Genomic DNA, 25,876 nt, shown 5'->3' with positions numbered 1-25,876 from the left:
GCGCCGACGAGGTCCGGCAGCATGACGCGGGTCGTCACCAGCACCGCCGACCCGCCCGCACCGGGCAGGAGCGGCGCGACCTGGGCGGCGTTCGCGGCATCGTCGAGCACGAGCAGCACGCGGCGGGCGGCGAGCGCGGAACGCAGCGTCGCGGACCGTTCCGCCAGGCCGTGGGGCACGTCGGCCTGGCCGACCGCGCGCAGCAGCTCGGCCAGCACGTCGGCGGGCCTGCGCGGGGACGCCGACGTGCCCGCGAGGTCGATGTGCAGCTGGCCGTCCGGGAAGTGCGCGCGCACCAAGTGGGCGACCCGCACCGCGACGGCCGACTTGCCGACGCCGGGCGGCCCGGACAACACGACCACGGCGGGCCGGTCGCGGTTGCGGACCTGCTGCACGAGATCCTGGACGAGGTCGTCGCGGCCGGTGAAGTCGGGCAGGTCGAGCGGCAGCTGGCAGACCGGCGAGAGCGCGGCGAGCAGCGCGGCGCCGGGTGCGGCGTCCAGCTCGTCGCGGAGGATCTGCTCGGCCTCGGTGTAGGCCGCGATGGCGTCGGCGCGGCGGCCGGCCGCGGTCAGCGCGTGGATGAGGAGCTGCCACAACTCCTCGCGCAGCGGGTGGTCGCGGAGCATGCCACGCAGCTCGGCGGCCGCGGCGTCGTGCTCGCCCCGGTCGATCCGCTCGCGCAGCCGGTCCTCGCGGGCGGACAGCCACAGCTCGGTGACCCTGGCGGCGGTCGCGTCGAACACGTGGCTCTCCGGCAGGTCCGCGAGGAACCGGCCGCGCCACAGGTCAGGGTCGCGGGTCTCCTCGAACCGGCACAGGTCGATCTCGGCGGGCTCGGCCCGCAGCAGGTACCCGCCGGGACGGTGCTCGATGCGGTTGTCGAGGAGGCGGCGCAGGCTGTGCACGTAGGTCCGCACGTTGGCGGCGGCCGAGCGCGGGGGTGACTCCGGCCAGAGCACGTCGACGAGCACGTCGGTGCTGACCGCCATGTTCGGCCGCATCAGGAGCGTGGCAAGCAGCAACCGCGGCTTGGGTCCGCCGAGCGCGACAGAGTTCCCCTCGACCTCGGCTTCGAGAGGCCCGAGCATCCGGAACAAAACCGTCGCCACCGTTGCGATCGTATGCGTGGGGTGTGCGAAACGGAACCGGTTGTGATGGTCTCTTCTTACCAACCCCGCGTGAATCCGGTGGTGGTTTCACCCCGGGTGGCATGATCGACGCCCGGTGAGGGCCCGGGTCTCACCGCGTGCCGACCGTCGTGGGGCGGGCAATGTCGCACGCAGGAAACATTCGCGAACATGCGGGTAACACGCGCTCCTTAGCGTCCTGTCCAGACGAAGCGAGGAGGACAGCGCGTGACGATCGCGGCCAGCCCGTCATCACTCCGCACCGGCACCGTCGACACACACTGCCCCTACTGCGCCCTCCAGTGTGGGATGCGGCTCACCGGCACCGAGATCGAACCGCGCGACTTCCCGACCAACCGGGGCGGGCTCTGCCAGAAGGGCTGGACCGCCGCGGCACTGCTCGACTCGCCAGGACGGCTCACCCAGCCACTGGTCAAGGTGGACGGTGAGCTGCGGCCGGCCGGCTGGGACCGGGCGCTGGACCTCGTCGCGAACCGGGTCATCGAGCTACAGGCCCGGCACGGCGCCGACGCGGTCGCGGTCTTCGGCGGCGGTGGGCTGACCAACGAGAAGGCCTACCTCCTCGGCAAGTTCGCCCGCGTCGCACTGGGCACATCGCAGATCGACTACAACGGACGGTTCTGCATGTCGTCGGCCGCCGCGGCCGGGACGCGTGCGTTCGGGATGGACCGGGGCCTGCCGTTCCCGGTCGAGGACCTGCGCGACGCGGACGCCGTGCTGCTGGTCGGCGGCAACCCGGCGGAGACGATGCCGCCGTTCACCCAGCACCTCCGCGACGCCGAGCTGATCGTGGTCGACCCGCGCCGCTCGGCCACCGCAGAGCTGGCGAACCTCCACCTGCAGCCCGCGCCCGGCACGGACCTCGCGCTGGCGCTGGGCATCCTGCACGCGGTCGTCGCCGACGGCCACCTGCGCCGCGACTACCTCGCCGCGCGCACCACCGGCTTCGACGAGGTGTGGCGGATCGCCGCGACGTGGTGGCCGGAGCGGGTCGAGCGGGTGACCGGGGTCGCGGCCGCCGACCAGCGGGCCGCCGCCACCATGCTCGCCACCGCCGGCAACGCCTACGTGCTGACCGCACGAGGGACCGAGCAGCACGCACGCGGCACGGACATGGTCAGCGCGTGGATCAACCTCGCGCTCGCGCTCGGCCTGCCGGGGAAGCCGGGTTCCGGGTTCGGCTGCCTGACCGGGCAGGGCAACGGGCAGGGCGGCCGCGAGCACGGGCAGAAGGCCGACCAGCTCCCTGGCTACCGCAGGCTCGACGACCCCGCCGCCCGCGCGCACGTGGCCGCGGTGTGGGGCGTCGACCCGGACTCGCTGCCAGGACCCGGCAGGTCCGCGTACGAGCTGCTCGACTCCGCCCCGAAGGGGCTGCTGGTGTTCGGCAGCAACGTGCTCGTGTCCGCCCCGAACGCCGCCAGGATCGCGTCCCGGTTGTCCGAAGTGGAGCTGCTGGTGGTCGCGGACGTCGTCATGTCCGAGACGGCGGCGACGGCGGACGTGGTCCTGCCGGTCACGCAGTGGGCGGAGGAGGACGGCACGATGACCAACCTCGAGGGCCGGATCCTGTTGCGGCGCAAGGCCGTCACCGCCCCACCGGGGGTGCGGACCGATCTGGCGGTGCTGCGCGGGCTCGCGACGCGGCTCGGGCAGCCGGAGGAGCGGTTCCCCGAGGACGAGGAGCGGGTGTTCGACGAGCTGCGGCGTGCGTCGGCCGGTGGGATCGCCGACTACGCCGGGGTGTCCTACGACCGGTTGCGGGACGGGGAGGCGCTGCACTGGCCCGTGCCGTCGGTCGACCACCCCGGCACGCCGCGTGCCTTCCTCGACGGGTTCGCGCATCCCGGCGGGCTGGCGCGGTTCGCCGCGGTCGACCACAGTGGACCCGCTGAGCCACCCGACGACGAGTTCCCGTTGCAGGCCACCACGGGCCGCGTGCTGGCGCACTACCAGTCCGGCGCGCAGACCAGGCTCGTGCCCGAGCTGATGGCCGCGGTGCCCGAGCTGTACGTGGAGGTCCACCCGGACACCGCGACGCGGGCCGGGTTCGCGGACGGCGACGTCACCGACGTCGTGTCCCGGCGTGGCACGGTCCGGGCGCGGGTGCGGTGCGTGCCAACGATCCGCGTCGACCTCGTGTTCCTGCCGTTCCACTTTCCCGGCGACGAGCGGGCGAACCTGCTCACCAACCCCGCGCTGGACCCGACCAGCCGCATGCCCGAGTTCAAGGTGTGCGCGGTGCGACTGGAGGCCGTTACGTGAGGGAGCTTGCGACCGAACCATCGACGTCGAGGCGCGTCGTGATCGTCGGGTACGGCATGGCCGGGGCCCGGCTCGCCGAGGAGATCCGCGGACGGGACACCGAGCACGTGGCCATCACGGTGCTCGGGGCCGAGCGGCACCCCGCGTACAACCGGATCCTGCTGTCCAGTGTGGTCGGTGGCGGGATGACCCCGGAGATGGTCCGGCTGCAGGACGACGGCTGGGCCGCAAGGCACGACGTCGACCTGCGGCTCGCCACCACGGTCACCGGGATCGACCGCACGGCACGGAAGGTCGTCCTCACGGACGGCTCGACGGTGGACTACGACGCGCTCGTGCTCGCCACCGGCAGCAGGCCGTGGCTCCCGCCGACCGAGGGCCTCGTCGTCGACGGGGCGCCCGCACCAGGCGCCGTCGCGTTCCGCACGCTCGACGACTGCGAGCAGATCGTCGCCGCGTCCCGGCCCGGGGCGCCGGTCGCGGTGGTCGGCGGCGGCCTGCTCGGGCTCGAGGCGGCGAGGGGGCTCGCGACCCGGGGCAACCTCGTCACCGTCGTGCACCCGGTGGGGCACCTGATGGAACGCCAGCTCGACCCCGGCGCGGGTGCCGTGCTCGCCACCCGGCTCGCCACGCTCGGCATCGAGGCGCGGCTGAACGTGAAGGCCGCCCGCTTCGTGCCCGGCGACGGGCTCAAGCTGGACGACGGCACCCACGTGCCCGCCGACCTGGTCGTCGTGTCGGCCGGGGTGATCCAGGAGACCGGGCTCGCCAGGGACGCGGGGCTGACCGTCGAGCGTGGCATCGTCGTCGACGACCTGCTGCGCACCGACGACCCCCGCGTCCACGCCATCGGTGACTGCGCGCAGCACCCCGGCACGATCTCCGGGCTCGTGCAGCCCGCGTGGGAGCAGGCCGCCGTGCTCGCGGACCTGCTCACCGGTGCCCGACCGGCCGCCCGCTACCGGGGCACCCCGGTCGTGACCCGGCTGAAGGCCAAGGACGTCGACCTCGCCGCGCTCGGTGACGTGCACGCGGACGTGGACACCCCGGACGCGGAGGTGCTGTGCCTGGCCGACCCGACCGGTGGCCGGTACGTCAAGCTCGTCCTGCGCGACGACCGCGTGGCAGGCGCCATCGTGCTCGGTGCGCCGGACGCGGCCGCCGCGATCACCCAGCTGTACGACCGGGGGATCCCCGCGCCGTCCGACCGGCTCGCGCTGCTGCTCGGCCGAGCACTCCCACCAGGCGCGTCCGCCGCGCACAGCCCGGCAGACCTACCAGCGGCGACAACGGTGTGCCGCTGTAACACCGTCAGCAAGAGCCAGTTGGTGAAGGCCTGGCGCGGCGGTGCCCGCGGCGTGGCGGGCCTCGCCCAGTCGACCCGCGCGACCACGGGCTGCGGCGGCTGCCGCGACACCGTCACCGCGATCGCAGACTGGCTCGCCACCGCCGATGAAGGCACGGCCTGAACCTCCCGAGGAGACCGCGACCTTGACCGCCACGATCGACACCTCGCCCCCGACCACCACCACCCGCCGCAAAGGCCGCTGGATCGACGACTGGGACCCCGACGACGAGGCGTTCTGGGAGTCGACCGGCAAACGGATCGCCAGCAAGAACCTGGTCTTCTCGATCTTCGCGGAACACCTCGGCTTCGCCATCTGGGTGCTGTGGTCGGTGGTCGTGATCAACCTGGCGAACGCCGGGCTGCCCATGACGCTCGCGGAGACGTTCTGGCTCACCGCCATGCCGAACCTGATCGGCGCGGCGCTGCGCATCCCGTACACGTTCGCGGTGCCGAGGTTCGGCGGTCGCCTGTGGACGGTGATCAGCGCGAGCCTGCTGCTGATCCCGTCGCTGCTGCTGGCGATCGTGGTGCCGAGCGGGTGGCTCGCGGGCCAGTCGCACGACACCCAGTTCTGGGTGCTGCTGGCCTGCGCGGCGACCGCGGGTGTCGGCGGCGGCAACTTCTCCTCGTCCATGGCGAACATCTCGTTCTTCTACCCGGAACGCAAGAAGGGCTTCGCGCTCGGCCTGAACGCGGCGGGCGGCAACCTCGGCGTGGCCGTCGTGCAGCTGGTCGTGCCGCTGGTGGTGATCATCGGGTTGCCTGTCGCGGCGGCGAAACTGCCCCAGCACGAGGTGCACCTCGCCTACGCGGGCCTGATCTGGATCCCGTTCATCGTGGTGGCGGCGCTGTGCGCGTGGTTCTTCATGGACAGCATCACCCACGCGCGGTCAGACGCACGGTCCTATCTGTCCTCGTTGCGCCACGGTCAGACCTGGATCATGTCGATCCTCTACATCGGCACGTTCGGCTCGTTCATCGGCTACTCGTTCGCGCTGCCGCTGGTCATCAAGAACACCTTCCCCGAGTTCCTCGCGCAGCACCCGTTCATCGCCACCTACCTGGCCGGGCTCGGCTTCGTCGGTGCGCTGATCGGGTCGGTGGCCCGCCCGTTCGGTGGCTGGCTGTCCGACCGGATCGGCGGCGCACGCGTGACGCTGTGCTGCTTTCTCGGCATGGGAGTGTTCACCGCGCTCGCGATCGTCGGCGTCAACGCGCACAGCTTCACCCTCTTCTTCTGCTCCTACATGGTGATCTTCCTGCTCTCCGGCGCTGGCAACGGGTCGACGTACCGGATGATCCCGGTGATCTTCGGTGAGCTGGGCCGCAAGGAGGCCGAAGAGAAGGGCCTGGAGAAGTCGGCGACCGCGTTGAAGTTCAAGCGGGAGGCGGCCGCGGTGATCGGCATCGCGGGTGCGATCGGCGCGTTCGGTGGCTTCCTGATCCAGCTGATCTTCCGGCAGGCGAGCCTCGACGTCACGGCGAAGGTGGCGGCGGCGCCGACCCTGGCCGAGAAGCAGGCGGTGGCGGCCGCGGGCGACGACTGGTCGACCTCCGCGCTGTACGTGTTCCTCGCCGCCTACGTCGTCTTCGCGTTCCTGACCTGGTTCTACTACCTGCGCAGGAGCTTCGCGGTCGCCCGCGTCCCGAGCCTCGCGCACGCGGGGGTGTGACGCACATGTCCAGAACACTTGTGGTGGCAGGCAACGGGCCGGTCGGGCACCGGCTCGTGGAGTCACTGCGTGAGAAGGACCTGACCGGCGAGTGGCGGGTGGAGGTGTTCGCCGAGGAACCCCGGCCCGCCTACGACCGCGTCGCACTGACGTCCTATGTGGACACATGGGATCCGCTGGCGCTCCAGCTCGACGGCGCCACCTACGACGGCGACGACCTGGTGTCCCTGCACCTCGGCGACCCGGTCGTGGCGATCGACCGCGACGCGAAGGCGATCACCACGCGGAGCGGCGCCACCGTGGCCTACGACGCGCTGGTGCTCGCCACCGGGTCCTACCCGTTCGTGCCGCCCGTGCCAGGCCACGACCTGCCCGGCTGCCACGTGTACCGGACCATCGATGATCTCGACGCGATCCGCGCGAACGCCGAGAAGGCCGCCCGAGGCAGGCGTGCCGCGCTCGTCGTCGGTGGCGGACTGCTCGGGCTGGAGGCGGCGAAGGCGTTGCGGGACATGGGACTGTCCCCGCACGTCGTCGAGCTGGCGCCGCGGTTGATGCCGCTGCAGGTCGACGACGGTGGCGGCGGGCTGCTCCGCATGCTGATCGAACGGCTCGACGTGACCGTCCACCCGGGCACCGGCACCCAGGCCATCGAGGCCGACCGGGGCCGCCTGCTCGCGAAGCTGTCCAACGGCACCGAGTTGGACGTCGACCTCGTCGTGTTCTCCGCGGGAGTGCGACCCCGCGACGAACTGGCCCGCGCGGCCGGGCTCGCCGTGGGGGCACGCGGCGGCGTCGCGGTCGGCGGCGACTGCGTCACCAGCGACCGGGACATCTACGCGGTCGGGGAGTGCGCGTGCGTCGACGGCGCCGTGTACGGCCTCGTCGCGCCGGGCAACGCGATGGCGGAGGTGGTCGCGGACCGGCTCCTTGGCGGACGGTCCACGTTCGCGCACGGTGACACGTCGACGAAGCTGAAGCTGCTCGGCGTGGACGTCGCGAGCTTCGGCGACGCGCACGCCACGACCGAGGGCGCGCTCGAGGTCGTGTTCAACGACGCGGTCGCGGGCACGTACAAGAAGCTCGTGGTCTCCGACGACGCGAAGACGTTGCTTGGCGGCGTCCTCGTCGGCGACGCGACGTCCTACCCGCTGCTGCGCCCGCTCGTCGGCCGCGACCTGCCAGGCGACCCGGCCGCCATGATCGCGCCGAGCGGCGGCGCGGCCGCGGTCGGGATCGGGATCGGTGCCCTGCCGGACGAGGCGCAGGTCTGCTCGTGCAACGGCGTCACCAAGGGCGCGATCAACGGGGCGATCGCCGATGGTTGCGCGGAGGTGCCCGCGCTCAAGGCGTGCACCAAGGCGGGCACCACGTGCGGTTCGTGCGTGCCGATGCTCAAACAGCTGCTGTCGGCGGCGGGTGTCGAGCAGTCGAACGCGCTGTGCGAGCACTTCACGCAGCGCCGATCCGAGTTGTTCGAGATCCTGCTGTCCACCGGCATCCACACGTTCAGCGAGCTGATCGCCAGGTACGGCAACGGAAGCGGCTGCGACCTCTGCAAGCCCGCGGTCGCGTCGATGCTCGCGTCGCTCGGCAACGGGCACGTGCTCGACGGCGAGCAGGCCGCGCTGCAGGACACCAACGACCACTTCCTCGCGAACCTGCAGCGCAACGGCACCTACTCGGTGGTGCCGCGCATCCCCGGCGGCGAGATCACGCCGGAGAAGCTGATGGTGATCGCGCAGGTGGCGCAGGACTTCGGGCTGTACACCAAGATCACCGGCGGGCAGCGGATCGACCTGTTCGGCGCGACCGTGGACCAGCTGCCCGCGATCTGGCGGCGGCTCGTCGACGCGGGGTTCGAGTCCGGGCACGCGTACGGCAAGGCGCTGCGTACCGTGAAGTCGTGTGTCGGCGACACGTGGTGCCGCTACGGCGTGCAGGACTCGGTGCGGCTCGCGATCGAGCTGGAGCTGCGGTACCGGGGCCTGCGCGCCCCGCACAAGATCAAGTCGGCGGTGTCCGGCTGTGCGCGGGAGTGCGCGGAGGCCAGGTCGAAGGACTTCGGGGTGATCGCGACCGAGCACGGCTGGAACCTGTACGTCGGCGGCAACGGCGGGTTCACGCCGAGGCACGCCGAGCTGTTCGTGTCCGACGTGTCCACAGAGGAACTGTTCACCTACATCGACCGGTTCCTGATGTTCTACGTGCGCACGGCCGACCGGCTGCAGCGCACGGCCGCGTGGCTGGAGGCCATGGACGGCGGGCTCGACCACCTGCGGGAGGTGATCGTGGACGACAGCCTCGGCATCTGTGAGGATCTCGACGCGGCGATGGCCAAGCACGCCGAGTCGTATGCGGACGAGTGGGCGGGGGTGCTGAACGATCCGGCGAAGCTCGCGCGGTTCACCTCGTTCGTGAACGCGCCGGGCACCCCGGACCCGACGATCTCCTTCCGTGAGGAGCGGGGTCAGCCGGTGCCGCTCGGCATGCCGACGGGTGCGGGCCGATGACCGCGATCGAGGTGTGGACGCGCGTGTGCGCGGTGGATGACCTGATCCCCGGCCGGGGGGTGGCGGCCCTGCTGGCCGGCGACGAACAGGTGGCGATCTTCCTGACCCCGGCCGGGGCCGTGCACGCGTTGTCCAATGTGGATCCGTTCAGTGGCGCCGCCGTGCTGTCGCGCGGGCTCGTCGGTGACCTCGGCGGGGTGCCGGTCGTCGCGTCGCCCATGCACAAGCAGCACTTCGACCTGCGCACCGGGTCCTGTGTGGACGACCCGGCCGTGTCGGTCGCGGTGTATCCCGTGCGGGTCGAGGACGGCGCCATCCTGGTCGGCCCGCCGTGACCGCGCCGCTGGCCGGCTACACGGTGGGCGTCACCGCCGCCCGCCGCGCCGACGAGCTGGGCGCACTGCTCGCGCGCCGTGGCGCGACCGTCCAGTTCGGACCGGCGATCCGGCTCATCCCACTCGCCGACGACGAGGACCTCCTTCGCCAGACGCGAGCCATCATCGAGGTACCGCCGGATGTCGTGGTCGCCACCACGGGCATCGGGTTCCGCGGCTGGGTGGAGGCCGCCGAGGGCTGGGGACTCGGCGACAGCCTCCTCGCCGCACTCGGCGGGGCGACGGTGCTGACGCGCGGCCCGAAGGCGAAGGGCGCGGTGCGCGCGGCCGGTCTGGTCGAGGCGTGGGCGCCGGTGTCGGAGGCCAGCGCGGAGCTGCTCGAGCACCTGCTGGCCGACGGGGTGGCGGGGAAGCGGATCGCGGTGCAGCTGCACGGGGAGCCGTTGCGTGACTTCGTCGAGGCGCTGCGGGCCGCAGGCGCCGAGGTGGTGGAGGTGCCGGTGTACCGGTGGACCGGGCCCGCCGATCCGGCGCCGCTGTCGCGCCTGCTCGACGCCCTGGTCGCCGGTCAGGTCGACGCGCTGACGTTCACCAGCGCCCCGGCGGCGGCGAGTGTGCTGCGGACGGCGGCGGCGGAGGACCGGTACGAACAGGTGCTGGACGCGTTGCGGTACCGGGTGCTGGTGGTGTGTGTCGGGCCGATCACGGCGAGCCCGTTCGCGCGGGTCGGCGTGCCGGTGATCCAGCCGCCGAGGGCCAGGATCGGCGCGCTGGTGCGGGAGCTCGCGGTGGCGCTGCCCGCGCGGGCCACGCGGGTCAAGGTCGGGGAGTGCCTGCTGGAGCTGCGGGGGCAGGCGGTGCTGGTGGACGCGGAGCTGCGGCCGGTGGCGCCCGCGCCGATGGCGGTGCTGCGGGCACTGGCCGAGGTGCCGGGTCAGGTGCTGTCGCGGCGGATGCTCGCCGGGGTGCTGCGCAGGCACTCGGGCCGGGAGGACACAGTGGACGTACACGCGGTGGAGACCGCGGTCGGGCGGCTGCGTGCCGCACTCGGCGTCCCGAACCTCGTGACGACGGTCGTGAAACGCGGCTACCGCCTGGCAATAGAGCCGTCATGACACCCCGTCAGGTCAGATCAGGCCGCCGGGTTCTCAACCGCACCTCAGGGGAACGTGACGCAAACCAGCCACAGGTACGTGACCAGACAGAACAATTCGGTGCCAACGTGACCACAACTGTTGATTCCGGGGAGGCGGACCAGGCCTGTGTGCTCGTTGCCCATGGCACGCGGGATCCGGCAGGCGCCGCCGTCGTGGAGGAGCTGGCCGACCTGGTCCGGCGGCACCTGCCCGACGTGCGGGTCGCGTTCGCCGACGTCCGGGGGCCTTCGGTCACCGACGTGCTGCGGGACTGTCAGGGCCCGGCCGTCGTCGTGCCCGCTTTTCTCGCCGCCGGGTACCACGTGAAGGTCGACATCCCGGCCCAGATCGCCGCGGCCGGCACGCCCGCCGTGCTCACCCCGCACCTCGGGCCCGACCTCGTGACGGTCGCCCGGCACCGGCTCGCCGAGGCGGGGTGGGTGCCAGGGCAGCCGGTCGTGCTCGCCGCCTCCGGGTCGTCCGACCCCCGCGCGCGGCGTGAGGTGTACGCGGCGGCCAGGCGGCTCGGGGCCGCGCGGGTCGGGTTCGTCGCGACGTCGGAGCCCGCGCTCGGCGACGTGCTCGCGGGCGGGGAGGCCGTCGCGAGCTGGTTCCTCGCGCCGGGACTCTTCCACCGGCGGGCCGTCGAAGCGGGCGCGGACGTCACCGCGGCGCCGCTCGGCGCGCATCCCGCGGTCGCGGAGTTGATCATCCGGCGCTACCGGCACGCAACGGTTCGTGAACAATGGGTTTCCCAAGGGGGTCCGGGACTTGGACTTCCGGTGTGCTACCCGCGATGATGTAAGCGGCCGGAGGAGTCTCGGCCACACTCATCGCTTCACACCCTCTTGGAGTCCTGCCCGTGGGCTTGTTCGGCAACCGCAAAAAGGCCGGTGACGTTCGCCGCATCCTCGACACCCCCTCCGGACCCATGCCCGCAGGCTATGAGCCGGGCACGGCCGTCCCCGGGACCGTCGCCGTCTACTTCGCCGATGATCCGCGCAAGCTCTACCAGCTTGACCAGTGGCTTCCCGTGCTGGAGCGGCTGGACCGCGAGCATCCGGTCACGATCATCACCAGGAACCGGAAGACCTACGAGGCGCTGGACACCCCGCTGCGGACCGTCCTCGCGCCCGCGTTCCCGGATCTCGTGCAGCTCTACGAGGGCAGCGACTTCAAGGTCGCCGTGTACGTGAACAACTCCGTGCACAACTTCCACTCGCTCATGCAGCGGCACATGCTGCACGTGCACGTGAACCACGGCGAGAGCGACAAGGTCTGCATGGTCTCGAACCAGGTCAAGGCCTACGACCGCGTGTTCATCGCGGGCGAGGCGGCCCGGCGGCGGCACCGCGCGGCGCTGATGGAGTTCGACGACGCGGCCCTCGTGCCCGTCGGCCGCCCTCAGCTCGACCTGCGTCCCGCACCCGTCCTGGCGCCCAGTACACAGAGGACAATTCTGTACGCGCCGACGTGGGAGGGGGAGAACGCCTCCAACAACTACACCTCCGTCGACGTGTTCGGCCCGGCGATCACCGAGTCGGTCCTCGCGGTGCCGGACGTCCGGCTCGTCTACAAGCCGCACCCCCGCGTCGCGGTCAGCCCCATCCCGGAGATCGCGGCCGCGCACCGGGAGATCGTCCGCAGGCTCTGGCGGGCCGGTGGCGAGCACGTCGTGGCCGAGCACGGCGACATCCTCGCCGTGTTCCCCGGCTGCGATCTCATGATCACCGACGTGTCGTCGGTCGGCCTCGACTTCCTCTATCTGCGCCAGCACCAGCCGATGTTCGTCGCCGACCGGCACGACGACCGCGAGCGGCTGCACACCGAGGCACCGATCAGCCGGTGCGCCGACGTGATCGACTCGGCCACCATCGGCACGCTCACCGGCACGGTCGCCGCCCGCCTCGACCACGACGAGTACCGCCAGGCCCGCGCCGCCGTGCGCGAGCTGTACTTCGGCGACCTCGCGCCCGGCGAGAGCACGATCCGGTTCCTCGCCGCGATCGACGACGCGGTCCGCACCCGCGACGCCAACCTTTCCGTCACCACCGTGGAGGTGCCCGCATGAACGTCGTGATCCTGGCCGCCGGTATGGGCACCCGGCTCGGCATGCCCCACCCGAAGCCGCTGACGCCGCTCGCGGACGGCCGCAGCATCATGCGCCAGCAGTTGGACAACCTCGCGGACGGGCTCACCGACCCGGAGGTGACGATCGTCGTCGGGTTCCACGCCGAGGAGATCATGCGGGCCGCGCCGGCTGCCCGGTTCGTCTACAACGAGCGCTACGAGCACACCAACACATCGAAGAGCCTGCTCAGGGCGTTGCGGCTGTGCCGGCCGGGTGGCGTGCTGTGGCTCAACGGCGACGTCGTGTTCGACCCGAAGCTGCTCGCGCCGGTCGCGGCGGCGATCGAGGCGGACCGCAGCTTCGTATGTGTCAACACGGAAGCTTGCGGTGAAGAAGAGGTGAAGTACACCGCTTCGCTCGACGGACTCATCCAGGAGCTGTCAAAATCAGTGGTCGGTGGTCTCGGAGAGGCCGTCGGCATCAACTACATCGCGTCGGCCGACCGGGCGACGCTGGTCGAGCACCTGGAGGACTGCACCGACACCGACTACTTCGAACGCGGTATCGAGTCCGCGATCGAGACGGCCGGCATGCCGGTGCTGGCGTTGGACATCTCCGAGTTCTTCGTGGTGGAGGTGGACTTCGCCGGAGACCTCGAACGTGCCAACGTGGAGGTGGGCAAGACCGTCACCTCGGCGGCCTGAGCTGGGCTTTCTCGGGCGCGCCGACGACGGCGCGCTATGGACGGCAACAGAGTGTTCGGACCAGGACTCGCGCTGCTCGGGCATCGCGGTCTTGGCCGAGGCATCGTTGACGGAATCCCCGAGAACACCCTCGAGTCCTTCCTGGCCGCGGCCGCGCTCGGCATCGACTGGGTGGAGGTCGACGTCCGCCGCACGTCGGACGACCGCCTGGTGGTCGCGCACAACCCGGCGAACGCGGACGGGGTGTTCTACGCCGACATCACGGGCACCGAGGCCACCGGCGACGGTGCCCTCGACCTTGACGAGCTGCTGGCGGCACTGCCCGCCGGGATCGGCATCGACTTCGACGTGAAGACGTCGATGGAGGACGCCACCCGGCATCGCACCGAGACGACCATGGCTCAGCTCGCGGGCGTCGCCCGCCGGGAGTCGCGGCGGCGGCCGACGCTGATCAGCTCGTTCGACGCCGGCGCGCTCGACATCGCGAAGGAGCTGGCGCCTGGCGTGCCGCGCGGGCTGCTCACGTGGGTCGAGTTCCCGATCGGCCAGGCGGTCGCCATGGCAGGGCACCTGGACGTGCAGGTACTGGCCCCGCACTGGGGGTCGCTGCGGCCCAACGACCGTGAGCCGGTCGAGCTGCACCGCCCGCTCGAGTACGTCGTCGAGACGGTGCACGCGAGCGGCCGCGAGTTCCTGGCGTGGTGCCCGACGGTGAAGTTCGCGCAGCAGCTGCTGGACGCGGGCGTCGACGCGCTGTGCGTCAACAACGTGCCGAAGGCGATCGCCGCGCTGCGCGGGGAGCTGGCGACCGTGTGACGTCAGCGGCTCGCCCACTGTCCGAGCTGGTGCAGGCGGTGGGCGATCCGCTCGACGGGCTCGGCCGAGCGCTTGCCGTCGATGACGAACGCCGTGCCGAAGCGCCTGCGCAGCGACCGGACCCGATAGTGCGGGCGGGCGGGGAAGAGGGTCTCGCCATGGCTGCTCATGATCCGCACGACCGGGCCCTTGGCGGTGTCGATCCCGTCGACGGCCTGCCACGGCAGGAACACGGTCTCGGGGCGGGCGCCGAGTCCGGTGCGGATCCACAGCCCGGTGTGGTCGGCGGCGAGCTGCGGGCCGAGCAGGCCCTGGTACTCGCGCACGATCAGGACGGTGAGGTAGAGCTGCGCCAGCAGTGGCGCGGCGATCGCGGCGAAGGCGGGGGAGCCGAGGCTGATCATGAGCACCGGGAGCGCCACGATCAGCACCACCAGCAGTGCGGTCGCCACCAGCAGCATCACGTACAGCACGGTGGTCGTCGAGTTCGAGCGCACCACCAGGGGCGCGGAGCCGGGGACTTCTCTCGTGAACGTGACCACGCCGGGTTGGACGCGGCCGGGGACCTGGCGGTTTCGTGCGGGTGGGACCGGGGACGACCGGATCGCGGCCGCCCCCGTCCCGCCTCCTCAGAACCCCGCGGTGATGCGCGAGAAGTCCCAGTTGTTCTGGGCGATCCCGCTGCAGTTGCTCACCACGCCGCCACCGGGACATGGCCGGTCGCGGTTGACGGACCAGAACGCGAGCCTGCCGAGGCCGTGCGACTTGGCCCAGTCACGGATCGAGGTCCAGGTGGCCACCGACGTCAGCTCCTGCTGGTCGGACAGGCCGTTCATGCCCGAGATGCCCATGTGGGCGTAGGCCTGCGCGTCGGTCCAGCCGAACGAGGACTTGAGCTTGTTCTTCAGGCCCTCTGCGGCGTTGATGGTGTCGGTGCCGATGTTCGACGAGCCGAAGTCGAACGGCATGATCGTGAACACGTCGATGCCTGCCTGAATGGCCGCGGCGCGCTCGATGAGCAGGTTGCCGTAGTAGTTCGGGCCGGTGATCGTCGTGCCGAACGTGATGATCGTCTGGATGCCGGGGTTGTTCTGCTTGACGATCTTCAGCGCGTCGAGGATCCGGTTGCGGACGGTGTCGTTCTCGAACTCGTCGGAGTTCTCGATGTCGATGTCGATCGCCTTCAGGCCGTAGGCGTTGATGACCTGCTGGTAGGCACCGGCCAGGGCCTGCGGGGTCGAGCAGTTGGGGCCGAGCTTGTTGCCGCTCCAGCCGCCGAACGACGGCACGATGTCACCGCCCGCGGCGCGGATCGCGTTGATCGCCTGCTGGTCGACGCCGCCGGTCAGCGGGCGGGTGGAGTCCCATGCCGGGCTGCAGCCGCCGCCGGAGAGCACGAACGCCATGGTGAACCACTTGACGCCGGTCGCAGACATGACGGTCGCGGGTGCGGGTGGGTCGCCCCAGCCCATGTACAGGTACGGCGCGCCGCGGCCACCGGTCGGCTGCGTGCAGCCGGTGGTGGAGGCGCTGACCGAACCGCTCTTGGCCGACTCGCCCGCGCTGTTGTACGCGGCGACCGTGTAGGTGTGCGAGGTGCAGGTGCCGAGGCCGCTGATCGTGGTGGACGTGCCGGTCACCGTGGCGCGCACGGTCGTGCCCTCGTAGACGCGGTAGCCGGTGACGGTGCCGGTCGACGCGCCCCACGACAGGGAGATCGAGGAGTTGGTGGTCCCGGTGGCCGACGGCGTGCCCGGGGTCGACGGCGCGCCGGGGTTGCCGCCGCCGCCGTCGCACGGGTCGCCGTTGAAGCGGCAGTTCTGGATGCCGGGGAAGTTACCGGGGCTGCCGTTGAAGCCGAAGCTGGTCGAGGCGCCCGCGCCGAGGGTGGGTGCCCAGGACGGGTTGCGGAACGTGTGGTGCTGTCCGCTCGCGGTGTGGACGGCGTCCCAGACGCTGGGGATCGAGTACCCGCTGGGGAGGTCGAACTCGATGGTCCAGCCGCTGAGTGCCGTGCTGGACGCGTTCTTGACGGTGACCTTGCCTTCGAAGCCGGTGCCCCAGTCGGACACCTTGGTGAACGTGGCCGTCAACCCGGGCGCTGCGGTGGCGGGCACCGCCGTGACCAGGCCGAGCACCAGGGTGGTGGCGGCCAGACCCATGAACCATCTTCGCATCGTGGACTCCTCGCGCAGGAACGAAGAAACACCCCGTGAATCTCCCTGAGCCCAGTGTGGTCTAGACCATGGACAACGGCAAGGTCTGGACCAATACAGCGAGACAAACCGGACTTCTCCAGGCGTGCGCATTGGCTTGCCGGGCCTGCGAACCGCGTGCGACCGTTGGTTCGTGGAGCCCACGATCTCGCGGAGTGTCGAGTTGGCCGCCGACCCTGAACTCGTGTGGGCCATCGTCACGGACCTGCCCGGCATGGGTGAGCTGAGCCCGGAGAACGCGGGCGGTCACTGGGTCGGCGGGGCCACCGGTCCCGCCGTCGGTGCCCGTTTCCGCGGTGTCAACCGAGGCCCGGGCAAGGAGTGGTGGACCAGGGTGCGGGTGATGGAGTGCGAGCCGCCGCACTGGTTCCTGTTCGACGTCCGCTCGCCGTTCGGGATGCGGGTGTCGCGCTGGGCGTACGAGATCACGCCGACGGCCACCGGCTGCCGCCTCACCGAGCACTGGTACCGCGTCGGCAACAAGTTCGTCCAGCGCTACCTCGGCCCCATCGTGACAGGAAAGCCGGACCGCCCCGGCTTCAACGCCTACTCCATCGAACAGACACTGGCAGCCATCGCGCGAAAGGTGTCGACGCGCACCCCGAGTTGAGGGGGGCCAACGCATGCGGGCACTAACCTGACCGCATGCCAGTGACAGCGTTGGTGCGGCGTCCCGGTCCTCGGCTCGTCGAGGGGCTGATCTCGCACATCGAGCGGCAGCCCGTCGATGCCGCTCTCGCGCTGCGGCAGTGGGAGTCCTATGTGGAGGTACTCGCCGCCGAGGGGTGGCGGGTCGTCGAGGTGGCGCCCGCCGACGACTGCCCCGACGCCGTGTTCGTCGAGGATCCCGTTGTCGTGTACGGGAAGACGGCCGTCCTCGCCAGGTCCGGCGCCGTCGGGCGGCGCGCCGAGACCGACGGCCTTGCGGCGGCGCTCGACGGATACGACCTCCGGCGGATCGAGGCGCCGGGCACCCTCGACGGCGGAGACGTGCTCAAGATCGGGTCGACCGTGTACGTCGGCCGAGGTGACCGGACCAACGACGATGGCATCCGGCAGCTCGCCGCGCACCTGCCGGGCGCGACCGTCGTGCCGGTGCCCGTGACCAGGGTGCTGCATCTGAAGTCCGCCGTCACCGCGCTGCCCGACGGCACCGTGATCGGCTACCCGCCGCTGGTCGACGACCCGTCGGTGTTCGAGCGGTTCCTCGCCGTGCCGGAGGAGAGCGGCTCGCACGTCGTCCTGCTCGGCGGCGACCGCGTGCTCATGGCGGCGGGCGCACCCGGGTCCGCCGCGCTGTTTCGCGCCAGGGGTCTCGAGCCGGTCGTCGTCGACATCGGCGAGTTCGAGAAGCTCGAGGGCTGCGTGACCTGCCTGTCGGTGCGGCTGCGTCCCGGTCCCCCGAGGTTCTAGATTGCCATCGTGACCACACCACGGATAGAGACTGTCTGCGTCGGCGCGGGCCGCGGCGACGGCCGATCCGGGGCGCCGCTGAACGTGCCGCCGGTGTTCGCGTCGAGCTTCCGCGGCGGCGGCGCGTTCGAGTACTCCCGTAACGACGGCACCCCGACCTGGGACGCGCTGGAGCAGGTCGTCGGGCAGCTCGAGGGCGGGACGGCGACCGCGTACGCGTCGGGCATGGGCGCGGCGGCGGCCATCGTGGACCTGTTGCCCGCCGGGTCGCGGGTGGTGGTGCCCGCCGACTCCTACACCGCGGTCCGCGACCTCGTGACCGTGCGTGGCCACGAGGTGGACCTGCGGGACATCACCGACACCGAGGCCACGCTCGCCGCCGTCGACGGCGCGGCGCTGCTGTGGCTGGAGTCACCGACCAACCCGCTGATGGACGTCGCCGACCTGCCCGCCCTCTGCGCCGGTGCGCGGGCCGCCGGGGTGCCGGTCGCGGTGGACAACACGTTCGCCACCCCGCTGCTGCAGCGGCCGCTGGCGCTGGGCGCGGACGTCGTGATGCACAGCGGCTCCAAGTACATCGGCGGGCACGCCGACCTGCTGATCGGCCTGACCGTCACCGCCGACGAGGAGCTTGCCGCGCGGCTGCGCACGAACCGCGTGCTCGCGGGCGCCACCCCTGGCGGGATGGAGGCGTTCCTCGCCGTGCGCGGGCTGCGGACCATGCCGCTGCGTGTGCGTCAGGCTCAGGAGTCGGCCGGGGTGCTGGCGGAACGGCTCGACCGGCACCCGGCGGTGACGCGGGTGCGGTACCCGGGCCTGCCTGCCGACCCCGGCCACCAGCGGGCCGCGGCACAGATGTCCGGGTTCGGCGCGATGCTGTCGTTCGAGGTCGCCGGCGGCGCCGCGGCGGCGGACGCGGTGTGCGCGGCCCTGCGGGTGGTCAACGCGGCGACCAGCCTCGGCGGCGTGGAGTCGACCGTCGAGCGGCGCGCGAAGCTCACCGGGCAGGAGCACGTGCCGCCGTCGCTGCTGCGGCTGTCGGTCGGCTGCGAGCACGTCGAGGACCTGTGGGCGGATCTCGACGCCGCGCTCGGCAGCTGAGCCCAGCACCTCGTCACCCCCGGTATTTCACCCGCAGTGGCGGCGGCAGCTTTTCGACGGCGTAGCTCAACGCCGGTCGTGGCAGGTTCGCCGCGTGGGTGTCCAGGAAGGACAGCAGGGCAGGCTCGTCCAGCAGGCCCGCGTACTTCAGCGAGATGCCGACCGGTTTGGACACCACCACGTCCTCGTCCGCCGCGAGGAGTCCGGCGAGGCGGAACAGGTCGGGCAGGTGGGCGGGGGTGCCGTACCGCGCCCAGTAGAGCGGCGCGGTGATGGCGGTTCTGCGTTCGTGCGGGTTCGCCGACCGCGCCAGTGCGAACAGCGGGTCGTGTGGCCGGTCCATCAGGTACTGGCCCACGACCCTCGGCGCCGCCCGGTCCACCATGTCCCAGGTGTCGATGCGGTCGTGCCGGGTCAGGTACAGCTCGTACCCCGCCCGGCGCTCGTCGTCGCCCAGCCTGGGCGATCTGGCCTTGAAGTCCAGCACGCACACCGCGCACAGCCGGGCCTCGTACTCCGGCTCCCCGAACAGTGCCGCCACCTCGGCCAGCGGCATCGCGGCGTGTGCCTTCGCCAGGTCGAACGTCGTCTTCATCCGCACGCCGAACAGCGGGTAGCCGTCCGGGAGGCGGTCGCTCGTCTTCTTCCGGTCCTCGGTGGTGGCGTTGGCCCGCAACTCGGCCAGGATGGCGGCGGCGGTGCTCATGCCGGGACCCACTGCCGGGCCCGCTCCTCGACGGTGGGTGCGTGGTTCGGCAGCTCGGTGGTCGACGGCGGGACTCGCAGGCCGTCGAGCATGATCGTCAGGTAGCGCTGCCGCAGCTCCGCGTCGCGGGCCGGGTCGCCGACGCTGACCGAGGCCAGCTGGCCGAACAGGGCGCCGAGGTCGCCGACGTCCAGGTCCGTGCGGACCACGCCCGCCTTCTGCGCCTTCCCGACCAGCCGCTCGTTCAGTTCGCCCGACCACTTCGACATCTCGTACAGCTCCGGCGACGGGGTGAACGTGCCCGCCAGCGCGTTGGTGATGGAGTGGGTGTCGGCGTCCACGACCTCGCGCATGAAGGTCGCGAACGCCGCCCACGGGTCGGCGTCGACCGTGGCGACCGCCTTCTCCACGATCGACGTGTAGAGCACGAGGCCGTCCGCGCACAGCTTGCGCAGCAGGTCCTCCTTGCTGGGGTAGCGCCGGTACAGGGCGCTGATGCCGACACCGGCCCGCTCAGCGACCGCGGCGATCGGCGCCGTCGGGTCCGCCACGAACACCTCGCGCGCCGCCTCGACGATCAGCCCGTCGTTGCGGGCGGCCTGTGCCTTACGGCCGCTGAGCGGAGCCGACATCGGAACCTCCTCGGAACGTAACGCTCTGTTCTAGATTATTGGTGCGCCGCCGCCTTCGCCTTGTGGGGCAGCAGGAAACCGAGCGCGAAGGTGACCGCGGTCAGGCCGATCGCGACCAGCGTGACGATCTTCGCCGCGTCGACGAACGCGGGTGCCGCCGGTGCGTCGACGTTGGAGAAGAACACGGTGCCCAGCACCGCGATGCCCAGCGACGCGCCGAGCTGCTGCACCGAGGTCAGGATCCCGGACGCGGAACCGATCTCCCTGTCGGACAGGTCGCCGACGATGATGTCGAACAGGGGCACGAAGATCATGCCCATGCCCGCGCCGAACACCACGAGCGGCGCGATCGGCAGGCCGTCGACCGACATCGAGACGTACAGCCACACCAGGCCCGTGCCCATGAGCCCCAGCCCGAGGTGGAGTACCCGCCTGCCCAGTCCGCTGAGCGCGGTCGCGCCGACCGCGGAGCCGACGAACGCGCCGACCGCCCACGGCGCCATCGCCAGGCTGGCGTGCAGCGGCGAGTAGCCGAGTCCCAGCTGCAGGAAGAGGCCGACGGCGAGCGAGAAGCCGGTGATCACGCCGAAGAACGCGAGGACGAACACCACACCCGAGGCGTAGGACCGCTTGGCGAACACGGACAGCCGCACGAGCACCGCGCCGCCGCCGCCCTGGGTCGCCACGAACACCGCGAGCACGACCACCGACGCCGCCAGCATGCCGAACGACCACACCGGCCAGCCCAGCTCGTGGCCCTGCGTCAGCGGGTAGACCAGCAGGAACATGCCCGCCGCCGCGAGGACCGCGCCACGCACGTCGAGCCGCTGACCGCGGGCCGTCGGTGCGCTGTCCGGCAGCACGCGGCGGCCGACGAGCAGGGCGAACAGGCCGAGCGGCACGTTGATCGCGAAGACCATCCGCCAGCCGGTGCCGAACAGGTCGGCGTCGGTGAGCAGCCCCGCGACGATCGGCCCGACCACGGTCGCGAGCCCGATCACCGGCCCGAGCAGGGCGAACGCCTTGCCGACCTCGGCACCGAACAGCTCGCGGATCAGCCCGAACGACTGCGGCACCATCACCGCGCCGAACCCGCCCTGCAGCACGCGGGCGGCGAGCAGCATCTCGGGCGAGAAGCTGACCGCGCACAGCAGCGACGCGGCCATGAAGCCGAGCACGCCGACGATCATCATCCGCTTGCGGCCGTACATGTCGCCGAGCCGCCCGCCGACCAGCAGTCCGACCGCCATGGCGAGCGTGTAGCCGGCGGCGATCCACTGCAGCGTCGAGGTCGAACCGCCGAGGTCCGCCCGGATCGCGGGCGCCGCGATGGTTCCGACGGTGGAGTCGAGGAGGTTGAGCAGGTCGGCGCCGAGGATCGCGAACAGCCCGAGCCAGCGCCGCGGGCTGGCGACGGTCGCGACCGGGGCGGACGCGTCGAGGGTGGCGGTCACGAGTACTCCTTAAGGAACGGAATGCTTAGTTCCGTTCCAATGTATCAGAACGGAACGCTTCATTCCGATAGAAATGAGAGGACAGCGTGGCGACCCAACGTTGTCTCTGTTGGTGACGATGTTGTACGGTGCCCGCCATGACGAGGCACTATCTCGGGGTCGTCGGGGTGGCCGACGCGCTGGGCGTCAGCAGGCACGCCGTGCACAAGTGGCGTCTTCGGTACCCGGGCGACTCGCGGCACCCCTTCCCGGAGCCGGACGTCGAGGTCGACGGCGCGCCGGGCTGGCGGTCGGACCAGGTGACGGCGATCGTGCGGTGGCGGGACGGGCTGCCGGGGCGTGGCGCGGGCGGTGGCAGGCCGACCGCGGCCCGGCAGGACTACCTGAGGGCGGCGGCCGCGCGTGGCCTGGACCGGGCCGAGGCGGAGCGGGCGCTGATCACCTTCGCCGAGGAGTTCCCCGAGATGGATGAGGCGCAGCTGTGCGCGTGGCTGATCGAGAAGTTCAGCTGACCGGAACTCAACGACCCGAAAGCGTCCTTCGGGACATCGCATCGTGCGGTGTGGGCTTGACCAGACGACCCAGCAATCCGTGTCTCCTGGCCCAATCCAGAGCAAGGCGCGCGATGTACGGCCGCGGATCGTCCAGGTCTGAGCCCACTCCGAATGGGATGGCGTCAACCAGCGCCTTGGATTTCGAGTCTGAGAGGACAGCCAGGTACTTGTCCCCAGGGACCAGGCGGAAGTGGTGCTGGTGGGCATTCAACCCGTAGGCGTTCCGCCCCCCGAATGGGTGCGTGAGCCCCTCCATGCGTCGGCCATGAACCACGCAAGGTGTCACATCTCTGCCCTCCAGCCCCAATCCCGTAGCTCCATGCCGGTCGGATGCGAGCCCGGATTCAGAGGCTAGACTCCGTTTCTGAAACGCGCTCGCCGTTTCAATGCCTGAAATAGGAGTGGTCTATGGCGGGTAAGGCGCAACCGACGGTTCGGGATCGGCAGGTCGGTATACGGTTACGGACTTTGCGCGACGCACGACAGATGACCTTGGAACAGCTCGCGGTGGGTTGTGGCCTCAGCGAGAGCACGTTGCATCGGATCGAGACAGGCAAGCGCCGTATCTCGACAGAAGAGGTCGCCATGATCACGACAGCCCTCATGGTCCCGATTGCGGAGCGGCAAGAGTTGATCGACTTCGTGGTATCCGGCGACAAGGGCGGATGGTGGGAACGACCCCTACCAGGGGTTCCCAAGGAGATGGGGTTGCTCGCCAGTTACGAGGCCGAGGCTAACGGCCTGACTGACTGGTCCGTGCTGCTCGTCCCGGGACTGTTGCAGATCGAGCCTTACGCCAGGGCGTTCATGCTCACTGACGGAGTCCCAGCCGAGGAGGCTGACCTCCGATGGGTGGCGCGGAAGCGACGTCAGGAGATCCTCGGCACGATCGACTACACGGCGTTTATCTACGAGGGGGCCTTGCATGTGCCCTTTGGTGGTCCCGAGGTCCACGGACAGCAGATCAGGCACCTGATGGCGGCCTCCGACCGCGGGATAGCCGTGCGCGTGGTGCGGGAGCACCTGCCCATAAGCGCGCTGTCTCACAGTTGGCTCTACATGACCTTCCCGAGCGTGCCACCGGTGGTCAACGTCGATGTCACGGGAGGTGGCGTCTACTTGCAGGGCGACCGCTCAGAGCCGTTTACCAGACAGGTGGCAATACTGAACGGCGTGGCCCTTTCAGCGTCTGAAACCCGGGCTACACTCCGGGGGGTGTTGAAGGAGATCAGATCATGACGTGGCGCAGTTCGACCTACTCCGACTCCAGCGGTAACTGTGTCCAGGTCAGAGGCGACCTCGCCGCTCTGCGAGACAGCAAGGACAAGGGCGGGCCTGTGCTGCCAGCCCCCTCTCTCGGCGAGTTCGTTCAGAACGTCAAGACTGGCCGGTACGACCGCTGATATGGACGGAGGCCCCCCGGCTACTGGCTTGGGGGCCTCTCCCATTCCACACGCTGGTAAGCCGACACGGCTCCCGTCGAGGTGGGACTGGAGACCGCGCACCGGATCCGGCCCACCGAAGGCCTGCCCGGAGAGCTGGCGCAGGTCCTGCCACAACCGGAGCACTTCCGGTTCTGGCGCGAGGAGGTAGTCCCGCGGCTGTGAGCACGTTCGGTGTCGAGGAGGAGTTCCTGCTCGCCGACCCGGAGACGGGCCGGTCGGTGCCTGCCGCCACGGAAGTGCTGAAGGCGGCGCAGGAGGAGCCCGCGCCGGGGGCAGTGCACGCCGAGCTGTCGCAGACGCAGGTGGAGGCCGCGACCGTGCCGTGCTCCACGCTCGACGAGCTGGAGTACGCGCTCATGGCCGGGCGGGCGCGGCTCGCCGCCGCGGCGAGCGGGTGCGGCGTGTGGCTCCTGCCGAGCGGGACGTCGCCGCTGGGTGGGCCCGCGGTGCCCACCGCCGGGTCCCGGTTCGCTGGCATCACCGCCCGGTACGCCGAGGTCGTGCGCGACTACCAGGCGTGCGGCTGTCATGTGCACGTCGGTGTGCCCGACCGGGAGACGGCGGTCGCGGTGTGTAACCACCTGCGGCTCTGGCTGCCCACACTGCTGGCCCTGTCGGTGAACTCGCCGTACCACTACGGCCGCGACACCGGCTATGCCAGCTGGCGGATCATCGAGCAGTCCCGCTTCCCCGGCGCTGGCGCGCCGCCGTGGTTCCACGACGCGGCCGACCACGACGAGCAGGTCGCGAGGCTCGTCGACAGCGGGGCCCTCTTCGACGAGGCCCAGACGTTCTGGCTGGTCCGGCCGTCGCCGACGTGGCCGACGGTCGAGCTGCGGGTGGCCGACACGGCCGTCGACGTGTCCGGTGCGCTGCTGCAGGCCACGCTGTCGCGGGCGCTCGTCACGACCGCGCTCACCGACCTGTCGTTCGGCCGGGAGGCGCCGTGGCTCGACGACCAGGTGCTGGCCGCCGCCGTGTGGTCGGCGGCACGATACGGACTGAATGGCGTCGGCGTGCATCCCTTGCGGGCAGAACGGGTACCCGCGACCGAACTGCTCGACGAACTGATCGTGCGGGTCGCGCCCGCGCTGGCCGAGGCGGGCGACCTCGCGGCGGCACGGGAACTGTTCGCGGGCGTGCTGCGGCGCGGCACCGGCGCCGAACGACAGCGAGTGGTCGGCGAGCCCGCCGATGTGGTGCGACTGCTGGCAATTGGAGTGTCTGATGAGGACTGATGTCCACCCGGTGCTGACCGCGGCACTGCCGCGGCCACGGGGACCGTTGTCCTCCGCCGTGGTCTCGCTGCTGCGCGGTGGCACCCTGCCGCCCGTCGACGTGACCGGCGCGGACCCGTTCGGTGCGGACCTCGCGGTCGCGCTGCACACCTGCTACGAGCTGCACTACCAGGGTTTCCACGACGTCGACCCGGACTGGGAGTGGTCGCCGGAGCTGCTCGCGTTCCGGCGCGACCTGGAGCGGGTGTTCGAGGCGGCGCTCCGCGCGAACGTGGCGGCCGGGTCCGATGTGGGCGCCGTGCTGGACGGGCTGCTGGTCGAGCCGGTCCCGGGGGCCGGGGTGTCGCACTTCCTGCGCGACGACGGTGAGTGGTGGCAGTTCCGCGAATACGTCATGCATCGCTCGATCTACCACCACAAGGAGGCCGACCCGCACGCGTGGGTGATCCCGCGCCTGTCCGGGCAGGCGAAGGCCGCGCTGGTCGCGGTCGAGTTCGACGAGTTCGGCGGCGGCCACGGCGACCGCGTGCACGCCCAGCTGTACCGGGACCTGATGGCGGCGGCCGGTCTGGACACCGGCTACCTGCACTACTTCGACGACGTGCCGGCACCGGTGATCGCGGTGGTCAACATGATGTCGATGTTCGGGCTGCACCGCAGGCTGCGCGCGGCCATGGTGGGGCACTTCGCGGCCGCCGAGATCACCACCGCGCCGAGCGCCGCCCGCATCGTGAAGGCGATCGAGCGGCTCGGCGGCGGGACGGACCTCACCCACTTCTTCGCCGAGCACGTGGAGGCGGACGCGGTGCACGAGCAGGTCCTGCGCCACGACGTCATCGGCGATCTCCTCGACCGCGAACCGGAACTGGCGGCGGACGTCGTGTTCGGCGTGCGGGCGACCGAGTTCCTCGAGGAGCGGTTCGGCGAGCACGTGCTGACCGCGTGGCGCGCGGGCCGGACCTCGATGCCGCTCCCGGGCTAGTGCCCCGTCAAGGCGAAGAGGGCACGTTTCTCCACGGCCCAGGCGGCCGCTGGCGGCGTTGCGGGAAAGCCCAAGTACAACCCGGTACGAGCGGCTTTCCCGCGCCTTGCCAGCGACCACCTG

25 protein-coding genes are annotated in these 25,876 nt (G+C 71.1%); 19 read left to right on the top strand and 6 right to left on the bottom strand.

The genetic code is table 11. From position 1 onward, the window contains the following. The coding region (locus WBA97_RS35220) for a BTAD domain-containing putative transcriptional regulator (RefSeq protein WP_424235334.1) at window positions 1-1,112 on the bottom strand (1,112 nt) is incomplete at its 3' end. A 246-nt stretch (window positions 1,113-1,358) separates the two neighbouring features. Here WBA97_RS35220 and WBA97_RS35215 point away from each other — a divergent pair. From WBA97_RS35215 to WBA97_RS35170, 10 genes are all read left to right on the top strand, one after another. Then, window positions 1,359-3,416 (top strand): molybdopterin oxidoreductase family protein, encoded by a 2,058-nt coding sequence (locus WBA97_RS35215; RefSeq protein ID WP_424235333.1) that lies wholly within the window; start codon window positions 1,359-1,361, stop codon window positions 3,414-3,416. Next, complete coding sequence (locus WBA97_RS35210) at window positions 3,413-4,885, top strand: FAD-dependent oxidoreductase (RefSeq protein WP_424235332.1); 1,473 nt, start codon at window positions 3,413-3,415, stop codon at window positions 4,883-4,885. The genes WBA97_RS35215 and WBA97_RS35210 overlap by 4 nt, the downstream gene beginning before the upstream one ends. A 22-nt stretch (window positions 4,886-4,907) precedes the next feature. Beyond that, complete coding sequence (locus WBA97_RS35205) at window positions 4,908-6,437, top strand: MFS transporter (protein ID WP_424235331.1); 1,530 nt, start codon at window positions 4,908-4,910, stop codon at window positions 6,435-6,437. Window positions 6,438-6,442: 5 nt separating this feature from the next. Further along, on the top strand, window positions 6,443-8,950 hold the full coding sequence (gene nirB / locus WBA97_RS35200; RefSeq protein WP_424235330.1) for a nitrite reductase large subunit NirB: 2,508 nt from the start codon (window positions 6,443-6,445) through the stop codon (window positions 8,948-8,950). Continuing rightward, complete coding sequence (nirD, locus tag WBA97_RS35195) at window positions 8,947-9,285, top strand: nitrite reductase small subunit NirD (protein ID WP_424235329.1); 339 nt, start codon at window positions 8,947-8,949, stop codon at window positions 9,283-9,285. The genes nirB and nirD overlap by 4 nt, the downstream gene beginning before the upstream one ends. After that, the gene (locus WBA97_RS35190; protein ID WP_424235328.1) at window positions 9,282-10,400 is read left to right on the top strand and encodes a uroporphyrinogen-III synthase; all 1,119 of its coding nucleotides are present in this window, start codon (window positions 9,282-9,284) and stop codon (window positions 10,398-10,400) included. Before nirD ends, WBA97_RS35190 begins: the two co-directional genes overlap by 4 nt. Window positions 10,401-10,507: 107 nt before the next feature. Further along, entirely contained in the window at window positions 10,508-11,221 is a 714-nt protein-coding gene (locus WBA97_RS35185) for a sirohydrochlorin chelatase (protein WP_424235327.1), read from the top strand. 62 nt (window positions 11,222-11,283) lie between these two features. Further along, on the top strand, window positions 11,284-12,492 hold the full coding sequence (locus WBA97_RS35180; RefSeq protein WP_424235326.1) for a CDP-glycerol glycerophosphotransferase family protein: 1,209 nt from the start codon (window positions 11,284-11,286) through the stop codon (window positions 12,490-12,492). Beyond that, window positions 12,489-13,196, top strand: a complete 708-nt coding sequence (locus tag WBA97_RS35175; protein ID WP_424235325.1) for an NTP transferase domain-containing protein — start codon at window positions 12,489-12,491, stop codon at window positions 13,194-13,196. Before WBA97_RS35180 ends, WBA97_RS35175 begins: the two co-directional genes overlap by 4 nt. A gap of 36 nt (window positions 13,197-13,232) precedes the next feature. Next, window positions 13,233-14,012: a glycerophosphodiester phosphodiesterase gene (locus WBA97_RS35170; RefSeq protein ID WP_424235324.1), complete on the top strand. Its 780-nt coding sequence runs from the start codon at window positions 13,233-13,235 to the stop codon at window positions 14,010-14,012. Between the two features lie 2 nt (window positions 14,013-14,014). Here the strand turns inward: WBA97_RS35170 and WBA97_RS35165 are convergent, their stop codons facing one another. Both WBA97_RS35165 and WBA97_RS35160 read right to left on the bottom strand, forming a co-directional pair. Then, the gene (locus WBA97_RS35165) at window positions 14,015-14,554 is read right to left on the bottom strand and encodes a hypothetical protein (protein ID WP_424235323.1); all 540 of its coding nucleotides are present in this window, start codon (window positions 14,552-14,554) and stop codon (window positions 14,015-14,017) included. An 87-nt stretch (window positions 14,555-14,641) separates the two neighbouring features. Further along, complete coding sequence (locus WBA97_RS35160) at window positions 14,642-16,189, bottom strand: cellulose binding domain-containing protein (protein ID WP_424235322.1); 1,548 nt, start codon at window positions 16,187-16,189, stop codon at window positions 14,642-14,644. Between the two features lie 172 nt (window positions 16,190-16,361). Between WBA97_RS35160 and WBA97_RS35155 the strand changes: the two genes are divergently transcribed. From WBA97_RS35155 to WBA97_RS35145, 3 genes are read left to right on the top strand one after another with little or no spacing between them, the layout of a single operon-like run. Continuing rightward, window positions 16,362-16,838 carry an SRPBCC family protein gene (locus WBA97_RS35155; protein ID WP_424235321.1) on the top strand — a complete coding sequence of 159 codons (477 nt, stop codon included), beginning with the start codon at window positions 16,362-16,364 and terminating at the stop codon, window positions 16,836-16,838. Between the two features lie 35 nt (window positions 16,839-16,873). Next, window positions 16,874-17,641, top strand: coding sequence for a dimethylargininase (gene ddaH, locus WBA97_RS35150; protein ID WP_424235320.1), 768 nt, complete (start codon window positions 16,874-16,876; stop codon window positions 17,639-17,641). Between the two features lie 9 nt (window positions 17,642-17,650). Next, window positions 17,651-18,742, top strand: a complete 1,092-nt coding sequence (locus WBA97_RS35145) for a trans-sulfuration enzyme family protein (protein WP_424235319.1) — start codon at window positions 17,651-17,653, stop codon at window positions 18,740-18,742. A gap of 13 nt (window positions 18,743-18,755) precedes the next feature. On the opposite strand, the gene WBA97_RS35140 is transcribed toward WBA97_RS35145, so the two are convergent. The 3 genes from WBA97_RS35140 to WBA97_RS35130 are packed head-to-tail and all read right to left on the bottom strand — an operon-like array spanning window position 18,756 to window position 21,534. Then, complete coding sequence (locus tag WBA97_RS35140; protein ID WP_424235318.1) at window positions 18,756-19,448, bottom strand: DNA alkylation repair protein; 693 nt, start codon at window positions 19,446-19,448, stop codon at window positions 18,756-18,758. Then, a complete protein-coding gene (locus WBA97_RS35135; RefSeq protein ID WP_424235317.1) occupies window positions 19,445-20,080 on the bottom strand; it encodes a TetR/AcrR family transcriptional regulator in 636 nt (211 codons plus the stop codon). Before WBA97_RS35135 ends, WBA97_RS35140 begins: the two co-directional genes overlap by 4 nt. Before the next feature lie 35 nt (window positions 20,081-20,115). Further along, window positions 20,116-21,534 carry an MFS transporter gene (locus WBA97_RS35130; RefSeq protein WP_424235316.1) on the bottom strand — a complete coding sequence of 473 codons (1,419 nt, stop codon included), beginning with the start codon at window positions 21,532-21,534 and terminating at the stop codon, window positions 20,116-20,118. A 137-nt stretch (window positions 21,535-21,671) separates the two neighbouring features. On the opposite strand from WBA97_RS35130, the gene WBA97_RS35125 reads away from it, so the two are divergent. The 6 genes from WBA97_RS35125 (at window position 21,672) to WBA97_RS35100 (ending at window position 25,753) form a co-directional block, all read left to right on the top strand. Beyond that, entirely contained in the window at window positions 21,672-22,046 is a 375-nt protein-coding gene (locus tag WBA97_RS35125; protein WP_424235315.1) for a hypothetical protein, read from the top strand. 450 nt (window positions 22,047-22,496) lie between these two features. Continuing rightward, the gene (locus WBA97_RS35120; protein WP_424235314.1) at window positions 22,497-23,327 is read left to right on the top strand and encodes a helix-turn-helix domain-containing protein; all 831 of its coding nucleotides are present in this window, start codon (window positions 22,497-22,499) and stop codon (window positions 23,325-23,327) included. Then, window positions 23,324-23,491, top strand: coding sequence for a DUF397 domain-containing protein (locus WBA97_RS35115; protein WP_424235313.1), 168 nt, complete (start codon window positions 23,324-23,326; stop codon window positions 23,489-23,491). The genes WBA97_RS35120 and WBA97_RS35115 overlap by 4 nt, the downstream gene beginning before the upstream one ends. An 81-nt stretch (window positions 23,492-23,572) precedes the next feature. Beyond that, the gene (locus WBA97_RS35110) at window positions 23,573-23,695 is read left to right on the top strand and encodes a hypothetical protein (RefSeq protein ID WP_424235312.1); all 123 of its coding nucleotides are present in this window, start codon (window positions 23,573-23,575) and stop codon (window positions 23,693-23,695) included. After that, window positions 23,692-24,771 carry a carboxylate-amine ligase gene (locus tag WBA97_RS35105; protein ID WP_424235311.1) on the top strand — a complete coding sequence of 360 codons (1,080 nt, stop codon included), beginning with the start codon at window positions 23,692-23,694 and terminating at the stop codon, window positions 24,769-24,771. Before WBA97_RS35110 ends, WBA97_RS35105 begins: the two co-directional genes overlap by 4 nt. After that, window positions 24,761-25,753, top strand: coding sequence for an iron-containing redox enzyme family protein (locus WBA97_RS35100; protein WP_424235310.1), 993 nt, complete (start codon window positions 24,761-24,763; stop codon window positions 25,751-25,753). The genes WBA97_RS35105 and WBA97_RS35100 overlap by 11 nt, the downstream gene beginning before the upstream one ends. The last annotated feature ends 123 nt before the right edge of the window (window positions 25,754-25,876 follow it).

The organism is Actinophytocola sp., from assembly GCF_049647105.1.
Taxonomy (GTDB): Bacteria; Actinomycetota; Actinomycetes; order Mycobacteriales; family Pseudonocardiaceae; genus Actinophytocola.
Note: the sequence above shows the minus strand (reverse complement) of the source record. Positions and strands in the feature narration are given on the sequence as shown.